Origin of the sequence: Cobetia sp. L2A1, from assembly GCF_009796845.1 — a bacterium.
Classification (GTDB): domain Bacteria; phylum Pseudomonadota; class Gammaproteobacteria; order Pseudomonadales; family Halomonadaceae; genus Cobetia.
This window is the reverse complement of the sequence record NZ_CP047025.1, coordinates 385,838-409,927: the sequence shown is the minus strand read 5'-3', so window position 1 is coordinate 409,927 and position 24,090 is coordinate 385,838. Positions and strand designations below refer to the sequence as shown.

Annotated in this window: 19 protein-coding genes; 5 read left to right on the top strand and 14 right to left on the bottom strand. The window is 59.3% G+C overall.

Going from position 1 to position 24,090, the window contains the following annotated elements; translation table 11 throughout:
• Positions 1-14: 14 nt before the first annotated feature.
• Entirely contained in the window at positions 15-1,298 is a 1,284-nt protein-coding gene (locus GQR90_RS01910) for an inorganic phosphate transporter (protein ID WP_158772651.1), read from the bottom strand.
• A gap of 40 nt (positions 1,299-1,338) precedes the next feature.
• Complete coding sequence (locus GQR90_RS01905) at positions 1,339-2,019, bottom strand: TIGR00153 family protein (RefSeq protein ID WP_158772650.1); 681 nt, start codon at positions 2,017-2,019, stop codon at positions 1,339-1,341.
• 488 nt (positions 2,020-2,507) lie between these two features.
• Here GQR90_RS01905 and GQR90_RS01900 point away from each other — a divergent pair, with 488 nt between their 5' ends.
• Positions 2,508-3,506, top strand: coding sequence for a CYTH domain-containing protein (locus tag GQR90_RS01900; protein WP_158772649.1), 999 nt, complete (start codon positions 2,508-2,510; stop codon positions 3,504-3,506).
• A gap of 107 nt (positions 3,507-3,613) precedes the next feature.
• Positions 3,614-4,618, top strand: coding sequence for an ion transporter (locus GQR90_RS01895; protein WP_158772648.1), 1,005 nt, complete (start codon positions 3,614-3,616; stop codon positions 4,616-4,618).
• A 132-nt stretch (positions 4,619-4,750) separates the two neighbouring features.
• Here GQR90_RS01895 and GQR90_RS01890 read toward each other — a convergent pair whose 3' ends face one another.
• From GQR90_RS01890 to GQR90_RS01880, 3 genes are all read right to left on the bottom strand, one after another.
• A complete protein-coding gene (locus GQR90_RS01890; protein ID WP_158772647.1) occupies positions 4,751-5,542 on the bottom strand; it encodes a 5'-nucleotidase, lipoprotein e(P4) family in 792 nt (263 codons plus the stop codon).
• 187 nt (positions 5,543-5,729) lie between these two features.
• Positions 5,730-6,353: an L-threonylcarbamoyladenylate synthase gene (locus GQR90_RS01885; protein ID WP_158772646.1), complete on the bottom strand. Its 624-nt coding sequence runs from the start codon at positions 6,351-6,353 to the stop codon at positions 5,730-5,732.
• A 66-nt stretch (positions 6,354-6,419) separates the two neighbouring features.
• Entirely contained in the window at positions 6,420-7,490 is a 1,071-nt protein-coding gene (locus GQR90_RS01880) for a PHP domain-containing protein (RefSeq protein ID WP_233266388.1), read from the bottom strand.
• A 255-nt stretch (positions 7,491-7,745) separates the two neighbouring features.
• Here GQR90_RS01880 and GQR90_RS01875 point away from each other — a divergent pair, with 255 nt between their 5' ends.
• The 3 genes from GQR90_RS01875 (at position 7,746) to mnmC (ending at position 11,016) form a co-directional block, all read left to right on the top strand.
• Positions 7,746-8,330, top strand: a complete 585-nt coding sequence (locus tag GQR90_RS01875; protein WP_158772645.1) for a septation protein A — start codon at positions 7,746-7,748, stop codon at positions 8,328-8,330.
• The gene (locus tag GQR90_RS01870; protein WP_158772644.1) at positions 8,330-8,629 is read left to right on the top strand and encodes a YciI family protein; all 300 of its coding nucleotides are present in this window, start codon (positions 8,330-8,332) and stop codon (positions 8,627-8,629) included. The genes GQR90_RS01875 and GQR90_RS01870 overlap by 1 nt, the downstream gene beginning before the upstream one ends.
• A 170-nt stretch (positions 8,630-8,799) precedes the next feature.
• On the top strand, positions 8,800-11,016 hold the full coding sequence (gene mnmC, locus GQR90_RS01865) for an FAD-dependent 5-carboxymethylaminomethyl-2-thiouridine(34) oxidoreductase MnmC (protein ID WP_442778534.1): 2,217 nt from the start codon (positions 8,800-8,802) through the stop codon (positions 11,014-11,016).
• A gap of 147 nt (positions 11,017-11,163) precedes the next feature.
• Here the strand turns inward: mnmC and GQR90_RS01860 are convergent, their stop codons facing one another.
• The 9 genes from GQR90_RS01860 to ccmE form a co-directional block, all read right to left on the bottom strand.
• Entirely contained in the window at positions 11,164-11,442 is a 279-nt protein-coding gene (locus tag GQR90_RS01860) for a YheU family protein (protein WP_158775237.1), read from the bottom strand.
• 101 nt (positions 11,443-11,543) lie between these two features.
• The gene (ligA, locus tag GQR90_RS01855) at positions 11,544-13,616 is read right to left on the bottom strand and encodes an NAD-dependent DNA ligase LigA (protein WP_158775236.1); all 2,073 of its coding nucleotides are present in this window, start codon (positions 13,614-13,616) and stop codon (positions 11,544-11,546) included.
• Between the two features lie 310 nt (positions 13,617-13,926).
• On the bottom strand, positions 13,927-15,189 hold the full coding sequence (locus tag GQR90_RS01850) for a cell division protein ZipA C-terminal FtsZ-binding domain-containing protein (RefSeq protein ID WP_158772643.1): 1,263 nt from the start codon (positions 15,187-15,189) through the stop codon (positions 13,927-13,929).
• A gap of 260 nt (positions 15,190-15,449) precedes the next feature.
• Complete coding sequence (gene smc / locus GQR90_RS01845; protein ID WP_158772642.1) at positions 15,450-18,962, bottom strand: chromosome segregation protein SMC; 3,513 nt, start codon at positions 18,960-18,962, stop codon at positions 15,450-15,452.
• A 212-nt stretch (positions 18,963-19,174) separates the two neighbouring features.
• The gene (ccmI, locus tag GQR90_RS01840; protein WP_158772641.1) at positions 19,175-20,515 is read right to left on the bottom strand and encodes a c-type cytochrome biogenesis protein CcmI; all 1,341 of its coding nucleotides are present in this window, start codon (positions 20,513-20,515) and stop codon (positions 19,175-19,177) included.
• Entirely contained in the window at positions 20,512-21,042 is a 531-nt protein-coding gene (locus GQR90_RS01835; RefSeq protein WP_325064282.1) for a cytochrome c-type biogenesis protein, read from the bottom strand. Before GQR90_RS01835 ends, ccmI begins: the two co-directional genes overlap by 4 nt.
• Positions 21,039-21,614: a DsbE family thiol:disulfide interchange protein gene (locus GQR90_RS01830; protein ID WP_158772640.1), complete on the bottom strand. Its 576-nt coding sequence runs from the start codon at positions 21,612-21,614 to the stop codon at positions 21,039-21,041. Before GQR90_RS01830 ends, GQR90_RS01835 begins: the two co-directional genes overlap by 4 nt.
• On the bottom strand, positions 21,611-23,602 hold the full coding sequence (locus tag GQR90_RS01825) for a heme lyase CcmF/NrfE family subunit (RefSeq protein WP_158772639.1): 1,992 nt from the start codon (positions 23,600-23,602) through the stop codon (positions 21,611-21,613). Before GQR90_RS01825 ends, GQR90_RS01830 begins: the two co-directional genes overlap by 4 nt.
• Entirely contained in the window at positions 23,602-24,075 is a 474-nt protein-coding gene (ccmE, locus tag GQR90_RS01820) for a cytochrome c maturation protein CcmE (RefSeq protein ID WP_158772638.1), read from the bottom strand. The genes GQR90_RS01825 and ccmE overlap by 1 nt, the downstream gene beginning before the upstream one ends.
• Positions 24,076-24,090 lie beyond the last annotated feature (15 nt).

Genomic DNA, 24,090 nt, shown 5'->3' with positions numbered 1-24,090 from the left:
TCGCGGACGTCGGCTCAGCCGAACATGCCCTTGAACATGAAGAAGAACAGAATCGACAGAATCGCGCCTGCCGGCAGGGTGATCAGCCACGACATGACGATGGTGCCGATCACGCGCAGGTTGAGGGCTGCCATGCCACGTGCCAGGCCTACACCCAGCACTGCACCGACGAGGGTGTGAGTGGTAGAGATAGGCAGCCCGGTGCCCGATGCCAGTACCACGGTCGAGGCGGCGGCCAGTGTGGCGGCAAAACCACGGGATGGTGTCAACTCAGTGATACCAGAACCGACGGTAGCGATGACACGACGACCATAGGTAACCAGACCGAAGACGATACCGCCGCCGCCCAGCACCAGTACCCACCACGGCATGCTGGCCTTGGCGTCAATCTGACCGGCGGAGTCCACCACGCTGATGATGGCTGCCAACGGACCAACCGCATTGGCCACATCGTTGGAACCATGTGCGAAGGCCATCGCACAGGCCGTGAACATCATCAACAGCCCGAAGATCTTCTCTACGCCGCTGAAGTCGAAGTCGTCACCCGTGGCGCGGTTCTTCTCCTTGAGGCGTGAACGCGCGACCTTGCGTTCCATCAACACACCGATACCCATGACGATGGCACCGATCATGATGGAGAGCAGCAGACTGGACTCGAAGTTCAGGTTCAGCCCAACGTGCTTGAGGCCCTTGACCAGCGTCACCATCGCAATGATGAAGCCGACCAGGAACATGTACATCGGCACATAGCGCTTGGCAGCCGCAAACGGATCTTCGTTATCGAAGATCAGCGTCTGCACGGACTTGAACAGCACGAAGGCAATGGAACCTGCCAGCAGTGGTGATACCAGCCAGGAAGCGGCAATCTGCCCAACCTTGTCCCACTGCACTGCATCCACACCCAAACCTGCCGCGGCAAAACCCACGATGGCGCCGACGATGGAATGGGTGGTGGAGACCGGCCAACCTTTCATGGAAGCGATCATCAGCCAGATACCCGCCGACAGCAACGAGGCCAACATGCCATAGACCAAGTATTGCGGGTTTTCGACCAACAGAGAGGGATCAATGATGCCCTTGCGGATGGTTTCGGTGACTTCGCCACCGGCCAGCCAGGCGCCTAGAAATTCGAACACGACGGCGATAAGAATCGCCTGCTTGATGGTAATGGCCTTGGAACCGACCGATGTACCCATGGCATTGGCAACATCATTCGCACCGACACCCCATGCCATGAAGAAACCAAACACACAGGCAAGGATGACGAGGACATCGCCGTATTGAGCAATGATGGACATAGGGAACTCTTGAGCAGATGGCAGGACGTCCCAAAAGCGCTTAGCGCGCCATCAGGATCTGCAGTCGGGTACCGACTTTTTCAGCCTGGTCGGAGACATCACCAACCCAGTCGATAATCTTGTAGAGGAAGATCACGTCGACCGGAGGGAGGTTGGCTTCCAGAGAAAACAACGTCTGTCGAATCTCTATCTGCTGTTCGTCAGACTGCTTCTCGAGCTCATGCAGCTCGTTGATCAGCTTTTCGACCAGCACGCTCATGTTGCGTCCGAAACCAGACTCAACCAGATCTTCAAGCTCACCCAGCGCACGTCGCGCCTGGCAAACCGACTCAACCGCAGTCCGCAGATAGATACGCATGGCGGGCACCAGCGTTTCAGGAATCTGCATGCGGCGGCCCAGCATGATACCGGCGATGTCCTTGGTGACATTCGCGATGGAATCCTGGACATGGATCAGCTCGAGAAGGTCGGAACGCGACACCGGAAGAAACAGCGAGTTGGGCAGATTGAGACGTAGCTGTGTTTTCAGCTCATCGGCTTCACGCTCAAGCTTGCTGATGGTCTGACGAATGCTAGCCGCCTGATCCCAGTCGCCCTTTTCACAGGCGTCAAAGAATGTCAGCAAGTGCTTGGCGCAGTCATCGGTCTTGATGATGTGGGTGTGCAGCGCCTTGAAAGGCGAGCGCCCGAACATCGAAGAAAAAGGGTTGGTCGTTACCATAGTGGCCGTCGGCGTTAAGGATTGACGCGCGGAGTGTAGCAAAGGCTGTGAAGTGATCACATCACTTTCATCATGGCGTCACAACACCGTCTTGCTGTTGTGATTTCCGCAACATCAGCAGCAGTCAGAGAGGCGTAAGGATGACTCTGAGAAAAAATTGTCGTACATCGGCGGGACCCTCAATCACTCGCATATCGCATCTTTATCCAGTATGGCCAAGGCCTTGTTCACAGGCAGTCCATGTCATTTACCTGTCATCATATTGTCATCAAATCATGGTTTATGACGCTTCCTTGCACAGCCACCTTGGTAGAGAACGGTCGCCGTGCTTGCCTTGCCATCGGTCAGGCGCGAGCATGAGCGCCATGGGCACCTCCTGACGCTATCTCGGCATTTACACCAGCGCAGTCATCGCGCGCGGCTTCTCGAGCCGAGACCACGTCAGCCTCCCCTGTCTTCTTTTTATTGTCTGTTCGCGGAGTTCCATCATGGCCCAGGAAATTGAACTCAAGCTTGCGCTATCGCAGCCGGTTGTCGATCGCCAGTCTCTGCTGGAGACCTTATCCAGTATTCCCGAACTCACTGGCATCACGCCCAAGCGTCACTGGCTGGCCAATACCTACTTCGATACGCCCGAACATGCCATGGAGCGTGCGCGCATGGCGCTGCGGTTGCGGCGCAGTGGCAAGGATGCCGATAGCCCTACGCTGCTACGACAAACCCTGAAGACCAGCGGCGAAAGCCACGGCGGACTGCATTCACGTGGTGAGTGGGAATGGACGCTACCTGAAGGCAATACCACGCTTGATCTCGATGGCCTACGCGCACTACCGCCGCTGCAAGCGCTGAATGAGGCCTCGCGCGAACAGCTGCTCACCGCACTCTCACCGACCTTCAGCACTGATTTCGAACGCCATGCATGGCAGATCGAGATCGACGTCGCGGGGGGATGTGTCGGGGTCGAGTTGGCGCTCGACCTTGGCACCGTCAAGGTTGAAGGACGCGCGGTCTCGATTCAGGAGCTCGAGTTGGAGCTGACCGGTGGCGACTCTCTCTCTCCCGACAAGCCGTTGTCCGCCGAGACGCGTGAGGCAGTGCTGTGGACACTGGCTGACGCACTGGCCAGTCGACTGGCACTGCGTCCGGCAGACGCCAGCAAGGCTCGACGCGGCGCTGCATTGCGGGACAACGACTGGCATGAACGTACTCTGGACACGACAGATCCACGCGCCCTGCTTGCCGTCGCCATAGATGCTCTCGATGCGCATGCCGATCGCCAATCTCAGGATGGCGAGCGCTGGCTGACCCATGCGCTAGCGGCCGTCTCGGCACTGGCGTCACGATTGGCCGCCAGCCAGCACCGTGGACACATTCATGCTGTAGCACTCGTCGAAGCGCTAGAGCAAAGCCTCGGCACAGAGACCGCCTGGGCCACCTTGGCTTTCGGTCAGCACAGCCTGTCGCTGCTCGCCGCCTTGCGCGACTGATCTCGCTGAGCCAGCCTCTCGCGCTCCTTTCCACTCACTCGGGGAGGTACGCCTCTCTTATTCTTCCGCCGTGCAGACAGCACGGCGGTGACTGAAGGATTTTGCCCATGCCAGAGCGTCAAGGTCCGGCCAACCAGTATGGCGGCACCTCGCATGTCGAGTCGTCACCGACACGCGCCAGCGGTTTCGAGCCTGCCACTGGCCGCTTTCGCGCCCGACTATTCCACTGGATCTTTGAATCTGACACACCGGCGGCCAAGGCATTTGATATTGGCCTGATCGTGATGATCTTCGCCAGCGTCGCGGTGGTCATGCTCGACAGCGTGCCGTCGCTCAACGCGCAGTACGGCGAATTGTTCAGTATTCTGGAATGGTCCTTCACGATCATCTTCACGCTGGAGTACGCCGTTCGCCTTTACTGCCTCAAGCATCCCGGTACCTGGGCGAAAGGCTTCTACGGTGTGCTCGACCTGCTCTCCATCGCGCCGACATGGCTATCGCTGTTGATTCCCGGTGCGCAGGCGCTGCTGGTCGTACGCGTGTTGCGGGTACTGCGATTGTTCCGCGTATTACGCCTGATGGCCTTTGTCGGCGAGGGACGCATGCTGGTCGAGGCACTGGCGCGCAGCCGCCGCAAGATCCTGCTGTTCTTCATCACCGTGCTCAGCATCATCACGGTGTTTGGTGCGCTCATCTATCTGATCGAGCCACCGGAAGCCGGCTTCACCTCCATCCCCAAGGCGCTTTACTGGGCAGTGGTGACACTGACGACCGTCGGCTACGGCGATATTGCGCCGATCACACCGCTGGGACAGTTCATCTCGGCGATGATGATGATCCTCGGTTACTCGATTCTGGCTGTACCCACTGGCGTCTTCTCGGCAGAGGTCATCAATGGCCTGCGCATGCAGCAGACCAGCGATGAAGCCTGCCCGGGCTGTGGCCGTGAAGGCCATGATCGCAATGCCAAGTACTGCAAGCACTGCGGTACCTGGCTGGATGAAGATACGCGTGACCCACGTGAGCCAGAACCGGAGCCCGGGCCCGAGCTTCAATCAACCGATGAAACCGAGCCACCTGCAGCAGAACCGCCCAATCTGGACCGCAGCTGAGCAGGCCAGATGGTCCGCCAGATATGAAAACGCCCCGCGACCGAAAGGTCGCGGGGCGTTTTACGTCACAAGCTGGTACTGAAAGACAGTGACAGCAAAGCAGATACCGAAAGGCTTCTGCTGAGAGACGGCTTACTGGGTAAATGGCTTGTCCCAAGACGTCAACGAGGCCTTGCTCCAGCTACCGTAGGAAGCATTCGGCAACATGATCCAATCCTTGCCGAAATGCGCTGCCTGTTCTTCTACCAGTGATTTTTGCTGATCCTGTTCTTTGGAAGAGAATGCATCAGAGAAATCGTGCAGGCTGTCGCCCAACTGCATCACGATATCGTGGTCTTCTGCGATGCTCTGACGGCGTACCGATTTGCTCGGACCCAGCAGGCGAACATGCTCATCATCGACTTCAGGCAGGTCCAACGCACTCAAAGTGGCCAGCGTAGCGTCCTTGTTCTCCTCATAGCGATCAGACACGTAATAGATCGCCACATCCTTTGAGGCAGCATATTCAAGGAAATCCTTGGCGCCGGGAATCAGGCTCGGCGTGCCCTCACGCTCCCACGCTTTCCAGGTATCCCAGCCAGTAAAGTCATGGCAGGCCTTGAGGTCACGCACCAGCAGCGCCGAATTATCGATCACCGTCTCGTCAAGATCCGTCATGATCGCGGCAGGCTTGCTGCTATCACGCGCGGCCAGTAGCTGCTCCAACTGACGCGTCGCCAGGGCATAGCTCTGACGCTGCAGAGCAGCCACCTCAGCAGATTGCTGCTGATAACGCAGCGCCATGGCATAAGCTGCCGGGGCGCAGTGTTCAGCCGTGGCATCCATCGTCGTATCCGCTTGGCTAGCAGCCGATAGACTCAGCCCCGCAACGCCCATTCCAGCAACAAACAAGACACTCAATTGACGTGAGACAGTGTTCAACATGGATAGCCCTCCGCGGCGCAAGCTTCATTCCATAAAATTATGAAAACATGCGAATGCTATCATTAATCTTCATGCCTCTCTCGCCACGTGCGATATCCGGCCATCTGCGCTCGTCCTGCGCCATGCGCGCACCGACTTGCCCTTCTAGCATGCCTCGCAACTCCTCATGCTGCTGACGCATGAAGTATCACTCGACGAAATTCGAGATATCACCTCGCCCTTCGCGCACGATGACTGGCGGAAGCTCGCGCAGATCAATCACGCTGGTGGCTTCCAGACGACAGGCACCACCATCGATGATCAGGTCCAGTGCGTGACCGAAACGCTCCCGAATCACTTCCGGGTCGGTCATCGGCAAGGCTTCACCCGGTGGGATCAGCGTCACACTCATCAGCGCTGAACCATGCGTTTCCAGTAGTGAATGCGTGATGGCATGGTCCGGCACGCGTACCCCAATGGAGCGACGCTTGGGGTGAAGCAGCAGACGCGGCACTTCAGTCGTGGCCTGCAGGATGAAGGTATAGGCACCCGGCGTGTGACTCTTGAGCAGCCGGAAGACTGCATTATCAACCTTGGCGTAGGTGCCGATTTCGGAAAGATCAGAGCACATCAGCGTGAAGTTGTGCTTATCGTCGAGCTGACGCAGACGCTTGATACGCTCGATGGCCTTTTTCTCACCCAGGTGACAGCCCAGCGCGTAGCCGGAATCGGTCGGATAGGCGATGACACCGCCTTGCTGGATGATGGCAACGGCTTGATCGATCAAGCGCTTCTGCGGATTGTCAGGATGAATCTGGAAAAATTGGCTCATATGGCGCTCCTTGCGTCAGGACTGCATGTCTGACGGTAACATGCAGGTCTCAGAAGGTTCTCGATATCATATGGTGGCGATGGGAGCATCAAAAAAGGGCGCCAGCCGTGGATGACACCATACTGGCGGTACCTTGGTACGCGGCGGCGGGCTCATGCTACCTGGTGCCAGTGGTCCACCTGGGAAGTGAAAATCGCTGCCGACAGAGGCATACATGCCCAGCTCATCAAGCTGACGCGCCAGATCACGTGCGCGATCAATGTTCTGGAAGCCACTGACCAGCTCCGCAGCTTCGCCACCGGCAGCAATGAAGTCTCGCAACAGCTCACCCCGCTTGGTACGGGTCAGCTTGTAGCGCATCGGGTGCGCCATTACTGCAACACCGCCATCAGCCCGCACCCAGCCCACCGCTTCCTCCATCTCGGGCCAATGCGCCTTGACGTCTCCCTTCTGGCCGGAGCCAAGGTGGCGCTTGAAAGCGTCCTGCAGGTTACGCGCGATACCCGCTTCCACCAGCGCGCGCGCAAAGTCAGGACGCGATAACGGGCGATCACCAGAGCCATTCAATGTGGCCTGCTCACGGGCACGCTCCATGGCATTGTCGAGGCCAATCTTCTCCATGCGCGTCGCGATCTCATGACTGCGCCGCTCACGCGCCTCATGCTGCTGCACAAGGCCAGCGCTCAGGGCATCACCTGCACCGTCCGGCATCAGCGCCACGATATGAATGGTCTGATTGCGCCAACGTACCGACAGCTCACAACCCGGCAACAAGGAAATACCCCACTCGGCAGCAGCTTGCTGTGCTTCGAAGATGCCTTCCATGCTGTCGTGATCGGTCAACGACATGCGCGACAGGCCACGACGTGCGACCAGCGCGACCAGATCCGCAGGCGCCATGCCACCATCAGAAGCTGTCGAGTGCATGTGCAAATCGATATCCGGAACTTCGATATCGGACTCGAAGCGCTTCGGCAGAGGCCGCGGCTGTACCTTGGGTATCTCCTGTGCCGATGTTGATGACAGTTCTTGCGCGGGAGCTTGTGACAGCTCGGGCGGCTGCACAGCTGCGACATCGATATCACGGGTATCGGATGACGGGGACGTCGGTGAAACAGCAGACACGTCGTCGGACACGGGGAACCTCTCGAAATAAACGCATTTCGCCTTGGGGCTCATGCTTCAGAAACAGGCATCCAAGGCAGGCGTCAGGGGCAGTGTTGACTGCCGCATGACCTTTCTTGGCCACACGGGCTTTGTCAGCAGGCAGCAATGGCGGCAGAATGAGCACATGCAGGCAAGAGCTCGCCACCGGTACCCACAGGATACCACTCGCGCAAGCCCTTGCCTTCCCGACGGCTGTGCCGTTGTGTTCAGGAGTGTGTGACCCCCATGAAGATGTTGCTCGACTTTCTGCCGATCGTGATCTTCTTCGTCGTCTACAAGATGACCGGCGACATGATCATGGCAACCGCAGTACTGATACCCGCGACGCTCGCCCAGGTGCTCTATATCTACTGGCGTCACAAACGGGTTGAGAAAATGCAGCTGGTGACGCTCGCTCTGGTCGTAGTGCTGGGCGGTGCTACCGTGCTGTTCGGTAACAGCTCCTTCATTCAGTGGAAGCCAACCGTAGTGAACTGGCTGTTTGCGGTCGCTTTCCTGCTCTCGCCGCTCTTCGGTGGCAAGCCGCTGGTGGAGCGCATGATGGAGAAGGCCATCCAGCTGCCGCGTGCCATCTGGCACCGGCTCAATCTGGCATGGGTGGTCTTCTTCCTAGCCATGGGCGGACTGAATATCTACGTCTTCAGCCACTACTCCGAAGACGTCTGGGTCGATTTCAAGCTGTTTGGCATGCTCGGTCTGACCCTGCTATTTGTACTCATTCAGGGCGTCTATCTGTCTCGCCACATGGTACAAGCGCCACAGGACGATGCTTCAAACTCTAATTCTCCCCGCCAAAAGGATGATTCGTGATGCTGTATTCCATTGTTTGTCAGGACGTTGAAGGTAGCCTGGAAGCGCGCATGGCATCTCGCCCGCCGCATCTGGCACGTCTGGAAGCACTGCTGGATGCCGGTCGCCTGGTTATCGCGGGCCCCAATCCGGCCATCGACAGCGAAGCACCGGGTGAAGCCGGCTTCAGTGGTAGCGTCATCATTGCTGAATTCGATTCGCTGGAAGATGCACAGAAATGGGCCGATGCCGACCCCTTCGTCATCGCCGGTGTTTACGCCAGCGCCGAAGTGAAGCCTTTCAAGCAAACGCTACCCTAGCCTTTGTGTGCCAAACCCGAGATCTTGTGGCAACTGATCTCATAGACGACGGACGGCCTTGCTGTCCGTCGTCTGCGTTGTAGCCCATGACATGTAGCTGATGACAGCGAACCGCCAGCACTGCCCGTCATGCAGCCTCTCCCCCGCCTTTCCCTTAGTCAGGAACGCCCGTGAACGATCGTCCTACTCCCTCGCCTGCACCTGCTCTCAAGGCTCCCGATGCCATTCCTTCAGTGACGGCACCCGGCGTCGTGCCGAAAACAGTACTGGCACCGCTGGCAGCACTGGAAGAGGCCAAACTTGAATGGGATGAAACTTCACCACAGGCAACGGAGTACGGCGATGTCTACTTCTCGATCCACGATGGTCGCGCCGAGACAGTGCATGTCTTTCTCGACAGCAATCACCTCAGCGAGCGCTTTGCCAGCTGGCAGGAATCCCGCCCGTTCGTGATTGGTGAAACGGGATTCGGCACCGGCCTCAATATCCTATGTGCTGCACAGCGCTTCCTGGCAACGGCACCGTCTGAGGCACGTCTGCATGTCGTCTCGGTGGAAAAGCATCCAATGCGTGCCGATGATCTGCGCCGCGCGCTGTCAGCATGGCCCGACCTCGCGTCATTGGCTGAAACACTGACAGCGCAATGGCCAGCCTCAATAGTGGGCGTGCATCGCCTGCAGCTGGATGCGCGCATCACGCTGGATCTGCATTTCGGTGATGCGGTCGAGCGGCTCTCGCGGCTGGAGGGAGGCGTCGATGCCTGGTTCCTTGATGGATTTTCACCATCGAAGAATCCCGAGATGTGGTCGCCCGAGCTATTTGCAGCGATGGCAGGCGTCTCACGTCCCAGCGCCACCTTCGCCACCTTCACTGCAGCAGGCTTCGTACGTCGTGGCCTGCGTGCCGCTGGCTTCGTCTGGCGCAAGGTGGCCGGCCACGGCATGAAGCGCGAGATGATCTGCGGAGAACTGGACGAGGTAACCGCCACGGCACGCGCCGAACTGATGGGGCTGCAATCGGATGATGTGCAGGATGAAGTCCCGAATAACGCATGCGCCATTCGCGGCGCTCTGCATCCGCTGCGGACCGAACAGCCGTGGACCCAACCTCCACAGCCTGCGCCAATTGATGCCAATACACGCATTGCGGTGCTTGGCGCTGGCATTGCAGGCACCAGCTGCGCTGAAGCACTCGCGCGTCGCGGCTTCACGGTCACGTTGATTGATGCAGAGGCGCCGGGCGCTCGCGCGTCCGGTAATTCTCAGGGTGCGCTCTACGTCAAACTGGCCGCGGAGACCAACCACGCCAGCCGTTTCCAGCTGGCTGCGCTGCAATACAGCCGTCGTTGGCTGGAACAGCTCGACCCCGAGCAGGCCCTGTGGTCAGCCAGTGGTGTGCTGCAGCTTGCCACCAGTCCACGCGAGCTAAAGCGTCAACAGCGCTTTCTGGAACAGCACTCGCTGCCCGATGCACTGGTGAAGGGTGTGAGCGCCTCAGAAGCCAGCCAGCTGGCCGGCAGTGATATCGCCCATGCTGGCCTCTTCTATCCGGTCGCGGGCTGGGTACGTCCTGCTGCCCTGTGCCAGCATCTCGCCGCCGTCAGTGGTATCCACTTCCATCAGGCGCGCATTCACACCCTCCGCCAACGAAGTGATACGCAAGGTACGGTGTGGGAACTGGAAGACAGCGAAGGGCATCAGCTACACGTTGACCAACTGATCGTCGCGCTAGGCGAACAGACTTCGCTGCTGGCACCATTGGCACATTTACCACTTCAACCCATTCGTGGTCAGGTCAGCGAGATTATGGTCCCTGCCGAGCAAGTCAGTCAGCTCCCCGCGCTCAATAGCGTGGTGTGTGCTGGTGGCTACATCTCGCCTTGCCGGCAGCATGCTGATGGCAGCCTGACGCTTAGCTTCGGCGCGACATTTGCACCCAAGGATACGGATGATGCCGTGCGCCAGAGCGATCATGACGCGAACGTCGCGGAATTGAGAAGCGCCCTGCCCGCCTTCGTCAGTGACTGGGAGCATGCACGGGGAACATCGCTGGAAGCGGACGAGTGGCAAGGACGCGTCGCCTGGCGCGCCGCCAGCCCCGACAAGAGCCCGCTTGCCGGCCCGGCCCCCGATGCTGACGCATGGCGTACTGACTACGCAGCGCTGGCCTTTGATGCCAAGAGACGCGTCCCCCAGCTCAGCGGCGCTCATCTACCGGGATTGTGGCTCTCTACCGCTCACGGCTCACGTGGGTTCACGACGGCGCCACTGTGCGCTGAGCTGATCGCCGCTCAGATGTGTGGTGAGCCATTACCACTGGAGCGTGAGCTAGCCGACCACCTGCACCCCGGCCGCCGCCTGATTCGCGACATCATTCAGCGCCGCTGACATGAAACGACCTGACGTCACGTGAGACTGAAAAAAGATGCCCCTGGCGCAAGCCAAGGGCATCTTTTTTTATACAGATTGATACACCCTGTTCAGGCAACATCTGCTCCGATCACCACAGACTCAAGCTCAAACTCAAGCTCAGGCTCAGTCACCTTCTTCCTCATCATCTGCCAACTGGCGACCGAAAGACTGCCATTGCTCCAGCGTCATCACTTCGGTGGATTCAGTACCGATGTCGTGGACGATCATCAGTTTTCCACGCGATAGTTGGCCTTCAAGCTCCGCAACCCAACCGGCCATGCCTTCCCCCACATCCGTGGTGTCATAGCCCTGACGAGTAACGAAGGTTTCCAGCAAGGCACGACGTGTCTCGGCAAGCAACATGCTCGACGGCACCTCGATGAAACGGTCACGCGGGTCCATCTGGTCAAGTGGCATCTGACTCATGGGCACCTTCTGGTCATCTGAAGCGCTATGTGAGGAGGCAGGCAAACCTTGCGATGTTTCGTTCAGCGTATCCGTACTCATGCATCCACTCCTTCTGCAGCATTCGTGTCACCCGACTCCCATTCAGCAAGCCGCGCGACGAAGGTGTCTTCATCCAGTACGGCAAGGCCCAGCTGCATGGCCTTTTCAAGCTTGCTACCGGCAGCAGCACCGGCGACCACGCCAGCGGTCTTCTTCGAGACACTGCCCGCGACCTTGGCACCCAACGCCTGCAGGCGGGCCTTGCCCTCGTCACGCGTCATGCTCTCCAGACTGCCTGTCAGCACCCAGGTCTGCCCGGCCAGCGGCTGTGGCCGCTCCCCGATCTCGACTTCTTCCCACTTCAGTCCACAGGCCAACAATGCCTCAAGAGTCTCATTGTTATGCGGCTGTGCGAAGAAGGTATGGATATGCGCCGCCACGATGGGCCCCACATCATCCACTGTTTCCAGTGCTACCTGATCCGCGGCACGTAACGCTTCAAGCGTACCGAAATGCGCAGCGAGGCTTGCGGCCGTAGCCTCACCCACTTCACGGATACCCAGTGCATAGACAAAGCGTGCCAGCGTGGTATGACGGCTCTTGTCGAGCGATGCGACCAGATTGGTGGCTGACTTCTCGCCCATGCGCGGCAGTTCGGCCAGCGTCGCGGCATCCAGTGCGAATAGATCAGCAGGTGTCTTGACCAGCTCACGCTCGATCAGTTGCTCGATCAGCTTTTCGCCAAGTCCATCGACATCCAGTGCCTTGCGGCTGGAGAAGTGCTTGAGCGCTTCCTTGCGCTGGGCCGCACAGATCAAGCCACCGGCGCAGCGCGCCACGACTTCACCTTCAAGTCGTTCGATCTCGGAGCCACACACCGGGCAGCCGTCCGGCAGCACGATAGCCTCACGACTCTCACCTTCTTGCGCAACGCGTACAACCTGCGGAATGACGTCGCCTGCACGACGAATGATGACTCGATCACCGATGTGCACGCCCAGTCGCTCGACTTCATCCATGTTGTGCAGGGTGGCATTGGAGACCACCACACCTGCCACCTGCACCGGCGCCAGCCGCGCGACGGGGGTCAACGCGCCGGTACGTCCCACTTGGAAGTCGACGCCTTCCAGTGTGGTTTCCTGCTCCTGCGCCGGGTACTTGTAAGCGATGGCCCAGCGCGGGGCGCGTGCCACGAAGCCCAACTCGCGCTGCAAACGCAGCTCATCAATCTTGATGACCGCACCATCGATATCGTGATCAAGCCCATCACGCCGTTCACCGAGGCGCTGCGTATAGTTGATGATGCCCTCGGCCCCGCTGACCACCTCAAGCTGCGGACTGGTGCGGAAGCCATAATCATTGAGCAGTGCCATCAAACCAGAGTGGCGACTGCCAGCATCACTGGCCAGCAGTGACTCGTCGAGGCGCGCGACCTGATAGGCACAGAATTCCAATGGACGAGATGCCGCGATAGTGGAGTCCAACTGACGCAAACTACCAGCAGCTGCGTTACGCGGATTGGCGAATACCTTGCCTTCCTCGTCACGACCGCGCGCATTGAGTGCCTCAAAGCCGGCATGACTCATGTAGACCTCACCGCGCACTTCCAGCAGTGCAGGCAGGTTCTCGCCGCGCAGCTTGAGCGGGATAGAGCGAATCGTGCGCAGATTGGTGGTAATGCCCTCACCTGTGCGGCCATCGCCACGCGTCACACCCTGGACAAACACGCCTTCTTCGTAGATCAGCGATACCGCAAGACCATCAAGCTTGGGTTCGCAACAAAAGCTTAGCTGGCTGCCGTCACGCAGCTCCAGCGTCTTGGCCGCCCGCTGTACGAAGGCGCGTAGCTCATCGCCATCAAAAGCATTGTTGAGCGATAGCATCGGCACAGCATGCTTGACTTCATCGAAACCGATAGCCGGTGCAGCACCCACCCGCTGAGTCGGTGACTCAGACGTCACCAGCTGCGGATACTCGGCCTCAATCTCTTCGAGGCGGCGCAAACGGGTGTCGTAATCGGCGTCAGTCAGCGTCGCGTCATCCAGCACGTAATAGCGATGGCTAGCCTCGATCAGCTCGACATGCAGACGCTCGACTTCAGTACGAAGCTCCGCGGGCATACTCTGCATGGCAGCGGATTCATCGACGATGGAGGTGGAAAACAGATCATCCTGAGCTGACATGACACTCACTCGAAACGGCGGTACCGACAACGCCCTACATATCCGGGCACTGACAGAACCTGAAAGCGGGTGACGACGTGACAGCTAAATGCCAACCAGTCGCCATGATGTTGCCATTGTACTCAATGCGACTGGCAGACCGAATACTCAAGCGCCATGGAGCACCTTTTGAGATGCCAGAAACGCCAACGGCGACCCGAAGGTCGCCGTTGGCATCATGACAGACTTGCTGACTCAGACACTCAATTGGCCTGTCTCAATTGGCTTGATAACGATGCAGACGGTTACGACGCTCGAACTCGTGCACCTGCTGGCGTTTGAATTCGATCGTCTGTGCAGTCATCACGCTGTGGTTCTCGTCTTTCAGTTCACCGCCCAGACGACGGACCAGCAGCATGGCGATCTCGACCATGGTCTCGAACGCGGCTGAAGTATCGTCTGCGCCCGGCAGCGGCATCAGGAAGGTCACACCATCCAGCTGACTATCGACCATCTCCGCCGGATCAAAGATACCCGGCTTGACCACATTGGCCATCGCAAATTGCAGCGGGCTACCGTCATCATCTTCTTCATGGCGCATGAACAGCCCCATGTTGGAGTGACGCAGACCACAGGCCAATGATACGCCCAGTACGTCTTCACCGCTAAACCCTGAATCGCCACGTGCCATCACGGATATGATGATCACCTCACTGGCATCCGCCAGCATATCGCGGGCTAGCGCATCATCGACCTTGTTGCGCTCGGCACGAATCACCAGCGGGTGACGCTCATCAACCGCCTCTGATTCAACGTCTGCTGTTGCTGCAGCGCTAGAGGCAGACTGCCCTTCAAGCACCGGCTCTTTACGGGCAGAGGTCGCTCTGACACCAGATGTATCAGACGACGATGCTGTAGAAGCTTCTGTCGCCGGCGTCTCTGCCATCGGTTCGAGATTATCAGCACGTGAAGCAGAGATGCTCGGACCGTCTTCATGGTCATGAGAGACAGCATCATGATCGGCAGCTTTGCTTTTCTCATCATGCAGTGCTGGCTCACGATGAACGTTATCGCCGGCATCCTCGTCTTCACGGCGTGAACCCAGACTGGCCGTAACGTCGCGCATCGACTGGCTCGCACGTGCGCCAAACGCCGCAGCACGTTGGCCAAGGCCCTTGCGCTCCGGTGCTTCGCGTCTCTCCATGCGCTCCGCGGGACGACTCGGCTGAGTCACCCGCGATGCCTTGATACCATGCGCATTGTCGAGTACAGAGTCGTCATCCTCTGCCTCGTCATGCTGCTCAGCATCACCAATCACTCGGTAACCGCCGTTTGGCAGCTCCCAGTTGTCGCGCTTTTCTACTATCTCGTCATCTACCTCTTCTGCCGCTGCCGCATTGGCAGCATCGGTAGACTCCGTTGTACCCACTCTATCTAGACGGGGTACTCGACGTTGACGCTGAAGCCGGCGCACACCATCAACGACGATGATTGCGACGAGCACCAACCCCAACAAGATGAGCCACTCTCTCAATTCCATGGGTCATTAGCCTGTTTGCTTGGGCACCATGCACGTGAACAGCATAGCGCGATTGCAGAAAAAGGGGACATTTTTTCGAATGTCAATCCTGTGGTGGTGACCTACGCAATCGCCCTTCAATTATCCCTGACTGACACTATGACGCAAAGTCGTAGTGCTTTCGATCACTCCGTGCAACAAGATTTTGCCAACTAGGCCGCAAGTCCGGCCACCGGCTACTGCGCAAGAGGATGACCTTGCCCTCTTGCGCAGCTTTTATCTCAAGCTTCGGCGAGTATCGCAGCTTCTTCTATCCCTACAGAGACCAGCCGCGAGACACCAGGTTCCTGCATGGTAACCCCCATAAGGCGATCAGCCGCTTCCATCGCTATCTTGTTATGCGTGATATAGATGAACTGTACGCTTTCTGACATCTCTTTCACCAGTCTGGCATAACGACCGACGTTCGCATCATCCAGCGGTGCATCCACTTCATCAAGCATACAGAATGGCGCCGGATTGAGCTGGAAGATAGCGAATACCAACGCAAGTGCTGTCAGTGCTTTCTCGCCCCCTGACAACAGATGAATGGTAGAGTTTTTCTTGCCGGGAGGACGCGCCATGATCGCCACGCCTGTCTCAAGCAAATCATCACCTGTCAGCGTCAACCACGCCGCTCCACCACCGAAGATCTTCGGGAAAAGAAGCTGGATTCCCGCATTGACCTTGTCGAAGGTATCCTTGAATCGCACCCGTGTTTCCTGATCAATCTTGCGAATGGCACGTGCGAGCGTTTCCAGCGCCTCGGTAAGCTCAGCATGCTGAGCCTCAAGGTAGTTACGGCGCTCAGCCTGCTGGTCATACTCCTCAATGGCCGCCAGGTTGATAGCGCCGAGACGCTTGATGCGCTCACCAATCTGCTCAAGATTGTGAGTCCAGGCAGACTCGGTAGCATTGGAGTCCAACCCTTCTTCGAGAAGCCCTGTTGCGGCCTCGTCGTAGCCCAGCTCTACCAACTGCTCGTCCTGTGCATCGGCCTTGAGTGTGAGCGCCTGCACCTGCATGCGCCCTTCTTCAAGCCGTTGACGAATGCCTTCCAGATTACGTTCGTGGTTCTGGCGGGCTTGCTCAGCCTGCCGCATCTGTTCGACTAATTCATGAGTCTTATCACGACAGGCGTTTAGCTTGGTTTCTTGATAAAGCCGCGTTTCGAGCAACATTTCCAGCTGTTCACGCTCTTCTTCCTGCGGCAATGCCGTTTCTTCACGACTGGCTTCAAGCAATTCGATGCGTTCTGCCAGCTTTTCGCGCTGCTCACTCGCTCGCGCTCGCTGACCTTGCATACCGTCACGCTCAGTCACCAGACGCTGGCGTTCCATGTCGAGACGGCTGACCTGCTCTCGCGCCGGCGCCTGCTGTGCACGGAGCCCCGCCAGTGCGCCCTGATGATCACGCCGCGACTGCTCCAGCGTCTCACGCGATTGCGCGTTGCTCTCGACCGACTCCAGCGCTTGCTGCCAGCGTTCACGGGCTTCTTCCAGCGTCAGTGCGTGGTTTTCGCGTGTTTCAGCCAGTTGTGCGAGCTCTTCATCGAGCTCACGCGCACGACCATCGACATGTTCGAGACGGCTGGCGAGCCCTGCTTCCTTGAGGCTCAATTCACGCTGACGTTCACTCAGCTCACGCTCCTCGACGCGCAGATTTTCGAGCGCACCTTCGGCGGCCCCGATCTGCTCGGCAGCAGTTGCCAGCCGCACGTCGATATCATCAAGACGAGCATCCAGCGATTCCAGCTCAAGCGTGACCTGCTCAAGACGCGCACGCTGGGCAATCACGCTATCGGCACGTTCACCAGCTACCTGACGACGACTCCAACCACGGCCCAACCACAGGCCATCCGGTGTCAGTACACTTTCATGCACGGCCAGCGCGTCACGACACTGCCAGGCAGCCGCCTGCGTCTCGACACACTGGATGCTAGCGAGCCAGCCATTCAGCGCATCAGCGCCCTTGATACGTGCGGCGAGTGTGCCCGCGGGGGCAGTGTCGCTGCTGGACGTGTCGATCATCAACAGCTCGCCGCCAGGTAACCCTGACAACAGCTCTGCCATCAGCGGCCGATCAGCATCAGCCATACGGGCACGCAGGAAGGGCCCCAATACCCAGGCACTGGCAGACTCCCAGCCAGCATCGACCTCCAGCCCTTCGGCCAGCGCTGGCGCCTGAGACAGGCCATGTGTGTGCAGGTGCGTGGCCAGCGAATCATCATCATCACGTAGCGCGGCCTCTATCAGCGCTTCAAGCGATGCCTTCTCACCCTGCAGTACGTTACGGCGCTGACGTAGCTGGTCGCGCTCGGCATCTAGCGCGAGGCGATTGGCCTGTGCCTGCTCACGCGTGTCGCTGGCCTGTTCACGGCGGGACTCAAGCGACTCACCCATGAGCATCAATTCGTCGAGCTGCTCGCGCAATTCTTCGCGCGTCTCACGTAATTCAGCCACGTCAGGCAGCTCGCCAAGTTGCTGACGACGACGTTCGCGTTGACGTTCAGCCTCGGCAATAGCGCTCTCGAGTTGCTGGATCTCACTCTGCGCACGCTCGGCACCACGTTGGGCTTCATTATCAACCTGACTGAAACGCTCCCACTCGCTCTGGCTGTCCTGACGCCGCTCTTCGGCCTCTTCCAGTGACAGTTCGAGCCCTTCAAGCGTCTCACGCGCCATCTCAAGCTCGGGCGCAATGTCTTCGAGGCGTGCGTCGATCATCTCCAGACGCTCACCGTCCTCACCCTCGATACGTTGCACATCGCTGAGCTCGCGACGCGCCACCTCAAGATCAGCCGCCAATTGCTGCTCACGCGTGCGGGCGTGTTCCAGGCTTTGCTCAAGACGCGCGATCTTGGCGCCCGTCTCGTAGAAGGCGGTCTGATGCGTTTCCAACTCACCGGCCAGCTCATCGTGCTGGTAGCGTTGCTCTTCCAGCTGGCTCTCGCTCTGGCGCTGACCGAGAATCTCGCGCTCGACGCCGGTTTCAAGCTCGGTAACGCGAGATTGCTGATCGCGCTGCTGTGCCCGCAACCCACGGCGACGCAGCACGGCCAGTTCGCCCTTGAGACGGTATTCGTCCTGCTTGAGGGTCTGATAGCGCCGCGCCGCTTCCGCCTGACGCTTGAGACGTTCGAGCTGCTTGTCGAGTTCCTCACGCAGGTCATCGAGGCGCTCCATGTTTTCCTGGGTGCGCTTCATGCGACTTTCGGTCTCGCGGCGGCGCTCCTTGTACTTGGAGATGCCGGCCGCTTCCTCAAGGGTACCGCGCAAGTCATCGGGGCGGGCCTCGATCAGCTGCGAGATCATGCCCTGCCCTATAATGGAGTAGGAACGCGGGCCAAGTCCGGTACCGAGGAAAACATCGGCGATATCACGGCGACGGCACTTCTGGCCATTGAGGAAGTAGCCGGATTGAGAGTCACGCGTCACCAGACGCTTGACGGATATCTCGGCGTACTCGGACCAGGCGCCACCGAGACTACCGTCAGCGTTGTCGAAGGTCAGCTCGACGGAGGCCTGACCGACCGGTTTGCGACCGGTAGAGCCATTGAAGATGACATCCGTCATCGACTCACCGCGCAGGTTCTTGGCACTGGACTCACCCATGACCCAGCGCACGGCATCGATGACGTTCGATTTACCGCAGCCGTTGGGGCCGAGTATCGCCGTCATGTTGCTGTCGAAGGGCACGGTGACTGGATCGACAAAAGATTTGAAGCCGACCAGCTTGATCGATTTGAGCCGCATTGCGCCTGGCGCGTCCTTGAGGTCTAAAGCATGAAAAAAGGGTCTGACGAAGGTAATTTTGAAAAACCAGCGCGCAGTCTACCCAAAAGCGGCGGTGGCCCCAACCACGACGGCCCGCAGCGTGTCATCCACACGGCGGGCCGAGGCGTGATTCAAGACGCGAACAATAAGCTGCAGCAAGACAATACACTGCGCGCCGCCCAGCCTATCACCTACGGAGTGGCAGCCGAGGCACCCACCACATGATCGATATGCAGAGCCAATGGCGTTTCGGCAGCCGCATCGCCACGCGTGACCGTCACATCGGACAGCCGACCCTCGAGGTCACCCGCCTGAGCGGCTGGTGCGCCAGAGGCAGAGATACGGGCGACGAGATTCACCTCGTCAGCCATCGACAGACGTGCCATCGGCGCCATGGCATTATCATCTGACAGCGTGACGGTGAGTGGCAACTGATCCGCCGTGGTACGCACGACCGCCAGTGGCGGCAACTTGCCGGCACTGTCCCGCGCGACGATGAACAGCGTCGCCCCGAGATTTCCTGCCAATGATGCCTTGAGTGCAGGTGCCAGGGTAACGGTCAGTGTCAGCTGCGCGGCATCAACGGTCTTGGCACTGTCATTGGTGCTGTCGTTGGCACTCGCCTCGCCTGATACCGACTCACTCAAGGCGACCGAGGCATCCACCTCGCCAGCCTTCGCCATGCGGGCGCGTGCCGCACTGATCCCCTCACGAAGCGCCTTGGCAGCCCCTGGATTCTCCATGCCTGCGATCGCCTTGCGCCAGTAATCGATGGCCTGCTCATAGCGGGAATGATCGAATGCATCGATACCGAGCAACCCCAACACTGTCGGCTGACGCGAGTCAGTGGCCAACACCTCATCCACCAGCGCCTGTACCTCGTCCGTCAGCGTACGCTGAGCGGCAAAGAACTTGAGCTGTGCCATCTGCGCCAAAAGCGCCGGTGCACGCCCCTCAAGGCGAATCAGCTCATCAAGCGCCTGCATGGCCTCGTCAAGCTGACCGGCATCACGGTAGAGCGGAAATAGCGCCATCCAGACCTTGGCGTTGTCTGGCTGTGCCGCGGCTTCAGCATGCAGACGGCTGATGCGTGCCTTGAAGCTGGCAGCATTGTGAATCGGTGTCGCTTCAATGGCGGCCGTCAGCGCCAGATCACCACTGGCGCCCTCTCGCTGATACCAGAGCAGCGAGCCAATCACCATCACTACCAGCATCAGCGGCACCAACACGCGACCACTTGCCGAGCTCCTTAGCGGTGAACGTCGAGCGGCGGCGGCATCTTCCAGCAGGCTGCGCTCCAGCTCGACACGTCCATCAGCTAACGCGACATCATCCAGATCACCGCGTGCGTGACCCCGCTCCAACGACGCGACGCGGCTCTGATAGACGCGTACGTTTTCGGCTTCGAGGCCGTCGTTGCTCTCAAACGCCTGCTGAGCCTCGTAGGTACTGCGCGCGCGCCGTAGTGGTAACAGCAGTAACCAGGCGGCAGGGATCAATAAAAGGCCAATCGCCAGCCATAGCAGCGTCATGAAGATTCCTTACCGTTTCGAGGGCGACCATGGGCCTTCAGCAGTGCAGAGATTCTGGCCTGTTCGTCAGGGTCAAGCGCACGCACACTTGCACGGCGCCTGGCACGTACGATCAGTGCCACGCAGCCAAGCCCGAGCAGGATCAATACGGCCGGCCCGCCCCACAACAGCCAGGTTCGGCCATCGAGGCGCGGGTTATACAGCACGTACTCGCCGAAGCGATCGACCATGAAATTCTGGATCTCACTGTCGCTGCGCCCATCATTGAGCAAGTCCGCCACGTTCTGACGCATGTCGCCAGCGATGGGCGAATCTGAGTCGCCGATTGCCTGGTTCTGACATTTGGGGCAGCGCAGTGCCGCCGTCAGACTGTCGTAGCGCTTCTGCAGCACCGGATTGTTGAACTGATGCATCTCGATGGCGGCCTGTGCCTTCCCGGCCGCCAGCCATGATAGAAACAGCAGTACAATCAGCGTCTGAACAAACGGTATACCGAAGGTCGCGCACATGCGTCTCATGGGATTCATTCCCCCTCTCCCTTGCCAGAGCTGTCACCGGCTGCCTGCGGTGTCCCGATTCGCGCCAGCGTCGGCATAATGACATCGCGCACATCTTCTGGACGGATATAGCCGGTGTGGTGATAGCGAATCACGCCCTCTGCATCGACAAGAAAGGTTTCGGGGGCGCCGTAAACACCCAGATCAAAGCCCAGCGTGCCATCGGGGTCGAATACGTTGACCTCGAAGGGATTGCCGAATTCCTCAAGGAAGGCATGGCCCTTGTCGCGCGTGTCCTTGTAGTCCACGCCGATCATGCGCACGCCGCGATCCGCCAGATCCAGCAGCTGCGGCATCTCATGCTTGCAGGTTGGGCACCACTCGCCCCACACGTTGATGAGACTGACCTGCCCCTTGAGCAATGACTCGCTGACACGCGCCTCGGGATCACTCAACGTACTCAGCGTGAAGGCTGGGAAGTCACGCGACAACAAGGCGGAATCACGCGCATAGGGGTCATCATCGAGGCGCTGATAAAGAAAGGCACCCAATCCCACCACAATCAGTAGCGGCACGAAGAGCACTAGACGACGCACGCTCATGCGGACACCTCCCGATCGATCGTGAGCGATGTCGGCCGCGGATCAACTCGACGGCGGTAGCGGCGATCCAGCACCGCAATCACACCACCCGCGCCCATCAGCAACGCCCCCAGCCACAGCCAGCGCACGAAAGGCTTGACCTGAATCCGCACCGCCCAACTGCCATCGTCAAGCTTCTCGCCCATGGCGACGTAAAGGTCACGCGTGAAGCCGGCATCCAACGCGGTTTCGGTCATCGGCATGCCACTCGCCAGAAACAGACGCTTCTCGGGGTGCAACACAGTGACAAGTTCGCCCTCACGACTTACCTCTACCGTGGCACGATTGGCCAGGTAATTGGGGCCACGATATTCCCCCAGCGCCGTCATGTTGAACTCATAGCCGCCCACCGTGACCACCTTGCCCTGCGTCATGCGAACGTTTTCAGCGACCTCGGTATTGGAGACCAGCGTCACGCCGACGATAGTCACCGCTATCCCCAGGTGCGCCAGCTGCATCCCCCAATAGCTGGGTGTGAGCCGTTTGAGGCCTGCCAGACGACCGGCCTTCGAGTCACTCTTGTCCCACAGATCACGCAGCAGTGGCAGCACGACCCACAGCGCGATCACCAGGCCCAGCGCGACCGAGGCACTCCATGCGATATCCAGCGTGAGCGGCAGCAAACCGCCAATCAACAGCGCGGCAACCCCTGACAGTGCCAGGCGACGGAAGATCTCGCGGCCCTGCATCTGCTTCCAGCGCGAAGAAGGTCCAAGGCCCATGAAGGCACACAATAGCGTGGTCAGCGGGACGAACAGCGCATTGAAGTACGGCGGGCCCACCGAGATCTTGCCCAGATTCATCGAGTCCAATACCAGCGGATAGAGAGTGCCGAGCAGTACGGTCACCATCATCACCAACAGGATCAGGTTGTTGACCAGCAAGAAGGCATCCCGCGACAGCCAATGGAACCCTAGCGTCGAGCGCACGCGTGGCGCACGTAGCGCAAACAGCAGCAACGAACCACCGACGGTGATGCCAAGCAGCACGAGGATGAACAGCCCGCGATCCGGATCACTGGCAAAGGCATGCACCGAGGTCAACACGCCGGAACGCACCAGGAAGGTGCCCAGCAGTGACAGTGAGAAAGCGAAGATCGACAGCAGCACCGTCCAGCTCTTGAACGCGCCACGCTTCTCGGTGACCGCCAACGAGTGAATCAGTGCAGTACCGGCCAACCACGGCATCAAGGAGGCATTCTCGACCGGGTCCCAGAACCACCAACCGCCCCAGCCAAGCTCGTAATAGGCCCACCAGCTACCCAGTGCGATCCCGACTGTCAGGAACGCCCAGGCGATGTTGGTCCAGGGCCGCGCCCAGCGCGCCCAGGCGGCATCAAGGCGCCCACCCAGCAAGGCCGCCATCGCGAAGGAGAATGCGACAGAGAAACCGACATAACCCATGTAGAGCATCGGCGGATGGATGATCAGTCCGATGTCCTGCAACAGCGGATTCAAATCCGCGCCATCGGTGGGCATGTCCGGCAGCAGGCGCGCAAAAGGATTGGAGGTCAGCAGAATGAACGCCAGGAAACCTGTCGAGATCAGCCCCATGATGCCCAGCACGCGGGCCAGCATGTCACGCGGTAGGTGGCGCGCCCCCAATGAGACGGCGAAGCCCCAGCCAGCCAGAATCAGGCTCCATAGCAGCACCGACCCCTCATGACTGCCCCACACCGCACTGAACTTGAAGTACCACGGCAGCTGACTGTTCGAGTTATTGGCAATGTAGGCGACGCTGAAATCATCGAGCATGAACCCCGCGGTCAGGCAGGCGTACGCAATCATCACGAACAGGAACTGCCCCCACGCCATCGGCTGGGCGTAGCTCATCCATAGCGGGCGTCGTGTGGCAGCGCCGGCCAGTGGTACTACCGCCTGCACACAGGACAGGCAGGCCGCCAGAATCAGCGCGAAGTGCCCGATTTCCGGCAATAGCTTCGTCAGCATCACGGCGTCTCCTGCAGTGTCTTTTCCTCGGCCTTCTCGCCAAGCATGTTACGCCCAGAGGCCTTGAGGGCATCCGAGACCTCGGGGGGCATGTACTTCTCATCATGCTTGGCCAACACTTCGCTGGCCTCGAGATGCTCACCATCGAAGGTGCCCATCACCACCACGCCCTGCCCTTCACGGAACAGGTCCGGCAGAATGCCTTGATAGTGCACCGTCACATCACGATGGAAATCGGTGACGGTAAAGATGACATCCAGCGTCTCGTTGTCGCGGCTCACGCTACCTTCGCGCACCATACCGCCGGCACGAATCTGGCGCCCCTCGGGCGCTTCGCCACTCGCAATCTGGGTTGGCGTGTAGAACGCATTGATATTGGCGCGCAGGGCATAAAGCGTCAGGCCCACCGCGAGAGCGGCTAGCAGCACGACGGCAGTCACGATATACAGGCGCTGCTTGCGTTTGGGATTCATGGGTCAGGGCTCAAT

What these genes read in the sequence shown, in the direction of transcription:
- GQR90_RS01870 (WP_158772644.1), top strand. Translation starts at nt 8,330, where the DNA reads ATGCTGTATTCCATTGTTTGTCAGGACGTTGAAGGTAGCCTGGAAGCG.
- GQR90_RS01830 (WP_158772640.1), bottom strand. Translation starts at nt 21,614, where the DNA reads ATGAGCGTGCGTCGTCTAGTGCTCTTCGTGCCGCTACTGATTGTGGTG.
- GQR90_RS01850 (WP_158772643.1), bottom strand. Translation starts at nt 15,189, where the DNA reads ATGGAATTGAGAGAGTGGCTCATCTTGTTGGGGTTGGTGCTCGTCGCA.
- ligA (WP_158775236.1), bottom strand. Translation starts at nt 13,616, where the DNA reads ATGCAGAGTATGCCCGCGGAGCTTCGTACTGAAGTCGAGCGTCTGCAT.
- GQR90_RS01860 (WP_158775237.1), bottom strand. Translation starts at nt 11,442, where the DNA reads ATGGACCCGCGTGACCGTTTCATCGAGGTGCCGTCGAGCATGTTGCTT.
- GQR90_RS01835 (WP_325064282.1), bottom strand. Translation starts at nt 21,042, where the DNA reads ATGAATCCCATGAGACGCATGTGCGCGACCTTCGGTATACCGTTTGTT.
- GQR90_RS01875 (WP_158772645.1), top strand. Translation starts at nt 7,746, where the DNA reads ATGAAGATGTTGCTCGACTTTCTGCCGATCGTGATCTTCTTCGTCGTC.
- GQR90_RS01890 (WP_158772647.1), bottom strand. Translation starts at nt 5,542, where the DNA reads ATGTTGAACACTGTCTCACGTCAATTGAGTGTCTTGTTTGTTGCTGGA.
- GQR90_RS01885 (WP_158772646.1), bottom strand. Translation starts at nt 6,353, where the DNA reads ATGAGCCAATTTTTCCAGATTCATCCTGACAATCCGCAGAAGCGCTTG.
- GQR90_RS01895 (WP_158772648.1), top strand. Translation starts at nt 3,614, where the DNA reads ATGCCAGAGCGTCAAGGTCCGGCCAACCAGTATGGCGGCACCTCGCAT.
- GQR90_RS01825 (WP_158772639.1), bottom strand. Translation starts at nt 23,602, where the DNA reads ATGCTGACGAAGCTATTGCCGGAAATCGGGCACTTCGCGCTGATTCTG.
- smc (WP_158772642.1), bottom strand. Translation starts at nt 18,962, where the DNA reads ATGCGGCTCAAATCGATCAAGCTGGTCGGCTTCAAATCTTTTGTCGAT.
- GQR90_RS01900 (WP_158772649.1), top strand. Translation starts at nt 2,508, where the DNA reads ATGGCCCAGGAAATTGAACTCAAGCTTGCGCTATCGCAGCCGGTTGTC.
- ccmE (WP_158772638.1), bottom strand. Translation starts at nt 24,075, where the DNA reads ATGAATCCCAAACGCAAGCAGCGCCTGTATATCGTGACTGCCGTCGTG.
- GQR90_RS01910 (WP_158772651.1), bottom strand. Translation starts at nt 1,298, where the DNA reads ATGTCCATCATTGCTCAATACGGCGATGTCCTCGTCATCCTTGCCTGT.
- GQR90_RS01905 (WP_158772650.1), bottom strand. Translation starts at nt 2,019, where the DNA reads ATGGTAACGACCAACCCTTTTTCTTCGATGTTCGGGCGCTCGCCTTTC.
- ccmI (WP_158772641.1), bottom strand. Translation starts at nt 20,515, where the DNA reads ATGACGCTGCTATGGCTGGCGATTGGCCTTTTATTGATCCCTGCCGCC.